This window comes from Intrasporangium sp. (assembly GCF_051961875.1).
Classification (GTDB): Bacteria; Actinomycetota; Actinomycetes; order Actinomycetales; family Dermatophilaceae; genus Intrasporangium_A.
On sequence record NZ_JBQCCV010000190.1, the window covers coordinates 1 to 2,021 of the forward strand.

Sequence of the window (2,021 nt, forward strand, 5' to 3'; positions counted from 1 at the left end):
GCGCAGCGCGGCACGCCGGTGCAGATCAACGTCATCGGCACGGTGATGTTCCTCGTCGCCCTGTTCGTCGTCATCGCCGCGCAGCTCGTCACGTCGCGGCGCAACCGGAAGGTCGCAGCATGAGGGTCCTCATGATCGGAGCGGGCGGCGTCGGCGCCGCCGCAGCGAAGATCGCCGCCGAGCGGGAGTTCTTCGATCGCTGGGTCGTCGCGGACTACGACCTCGGGCGCGCGGAGCAGGCCGTGCGGGAGGTGGCTCAGCGGCATACCTCCATCCGGTCGGAGCGGTTCTGCGCGGCCCAGGTCGACGCGTCCGACCCGGACGCCGTGAGCGCGCTCGCGCGCGAGCACGGGGCGACCCACGTCCTGAACGCAGTGGACCCACGCTTCGTCATGCCGGTCTTCCAGGGCGCCCGGGCGGCTGGCGCCGACTACCTCGACATGGCGATGAGCCTGTCGAAACGGCATGACTCGCAGCCGTATTCGCTGGTCGGGGTCAAGCTCGGTGACGAGCAGTTCGCCGACGCCGCGGCGTGGGAGGCCGAGGGACGGCTCGCCCTCGTCGGCATCGGCGTCGAGCCGGGCCTGTCCGACATCTTCGCGCGCTACGCGGCCGACCACCTGTTCTCCGAGATCGAGGGGCTCGGCACCCGCGACGGCGCGAACCTCGCCGTCCACGACGACGACGGCAACGAGATCTTCGCGCCGAGCTTCTCGATCTGGACGACGATCGAGGAGTGCCTCAACCCGCCGGTGGTGTGGGAGAAGGGCCGTGGCTGGTTCACGACCGAGCCGTTCAGCGAGCCGGAGGTCTTCGAGTTCCCCGAGGGGATCGGGCCGGTCGAGTGCGTCAACGTCGAGCACGAGGAGGTCCTCCTCATGCCGCGCTGGCTGGACGCGCAGCGGGTCACCTTCAAGTACGGGCTCGGCGACGAGTTCATCGGGGTGCTCAAGACGCTCAACACGCTCGGCCTCGACCGGACCGAGAAGGTCCGCGTCGGCGGCGTCGAGGTGTCCCCGCGCGACGTCGTCGCCGCCTGCCTGCCCGACCCGGCGACGATCGGGCCGCGGATGACGGGCAAGACGTGCGCCGGTCTCTGGGTGACCGGGACCGGCCGCGACGGGCAGCCGCGGCGCACCTACCTCTACCACGTCGCGGACAACGAGGTCTCGATGGCGGAGTACGGCGCGCAGTGCGTCGTGTGGCAGACCGCCCTGAATCCCGTTGTCGCGCTTGAGCTTCTGGCCCAAGGCGTCTGGTCGGGTGCCGGCGTCCTCGGGCCGGAGGCCTTCGACGCCGTGCCGTTCCTCGACCTGCTCGCGGCGGAGAAGCCGAAGGGCTACGGGGCCCCGTGGGGGCTGGAGGACCGGTGACGCGCGCTGACGCTGTGGTGGCCCGCCGATGACGAGGTATGGCGCGCAGTTCGGTCCCGACATCACCTTCCTCGGGGTGCCGCGCTGTGACCTCGACGACGAGGCGACGTATGCCGCTGCCGACGTCGTGATCGTCGGTGCCCCTTTCGACGGGGGCACCTCCCACCGGCCCGGGACCCGTTTCGGGCCGCAGGCGATCCGGATGACCGACTACCTGCCGCACGACGGGTCGCGGCCCTCGCTCGCGCTGCGGACCGACGGTCTCGTCGACCTGCGGGTCTTCGACGCGGGTGACGTCGAGATGCCGCCCGGCGACATCGTCGCGGCGCTGGGCGTGCTCGAGGCCGCGGTCGAGAGGGTCGCGAGGTCGGGAGCGATCCCGGTCGTGCTTGGCGGTGACCACTCGATCGCCTTCCCCGACGCGAAGGGCGTCGCGAACGTCCTCGGCCACGGCCGGGTGTCGATGATCCACTTCGACGCGCACGCCGACACGGGTGACATCGAGTTCGGGTCGCTGTGGGGCCACGGGCAGCCGATGCGGCGCCTCATCGAGTCGGGCGCGCTGCGTGGGGACCGGTACATCCAGTTGGGCCTGAGGGGAAACTGCCCACCTCCAGAGACTATGGACTGGATGGCCGACCAACAGAT

At 70.8% G+C, this 2,021-nt stretch carries 2 protein-coding genes; both read left to right on the forward strand.

The window, feature by feature from the left end; genetic code table 11:
• Positions 1–119 precede the first annotated feature (119 nt).
• A complete protein-coding gene (locus ACTHJJ_RS11465) occupies positions 120–1,373 on the forward strand; it encodes a saccharopine dehydrogenase family protein (RefSeq protein ID WP_440303075.1) in 1,254 nt (417 codons plus the stop codon).
• 28 nt (positions 1,374–1,401) lie between these two features.
• A partial coding sequence (locus ACTHJJ_RS11470) for an arginase family protein (RefSeq protein ID WP_440303076.1) occupies positions 1,402–2,021 on the forward strand: 620 nt, incomplete at its 3' end.

Excerpts from the sequence above, each read along its gene's own strand:
- ACTHJJ_RS11465 (WP_440303075.1), top strand. The coding sequence starts at position 120 with ATGAGGGTCCTCATGATCGGAGCGGGCGGCGTCGGCGCCGCCGCAGCG.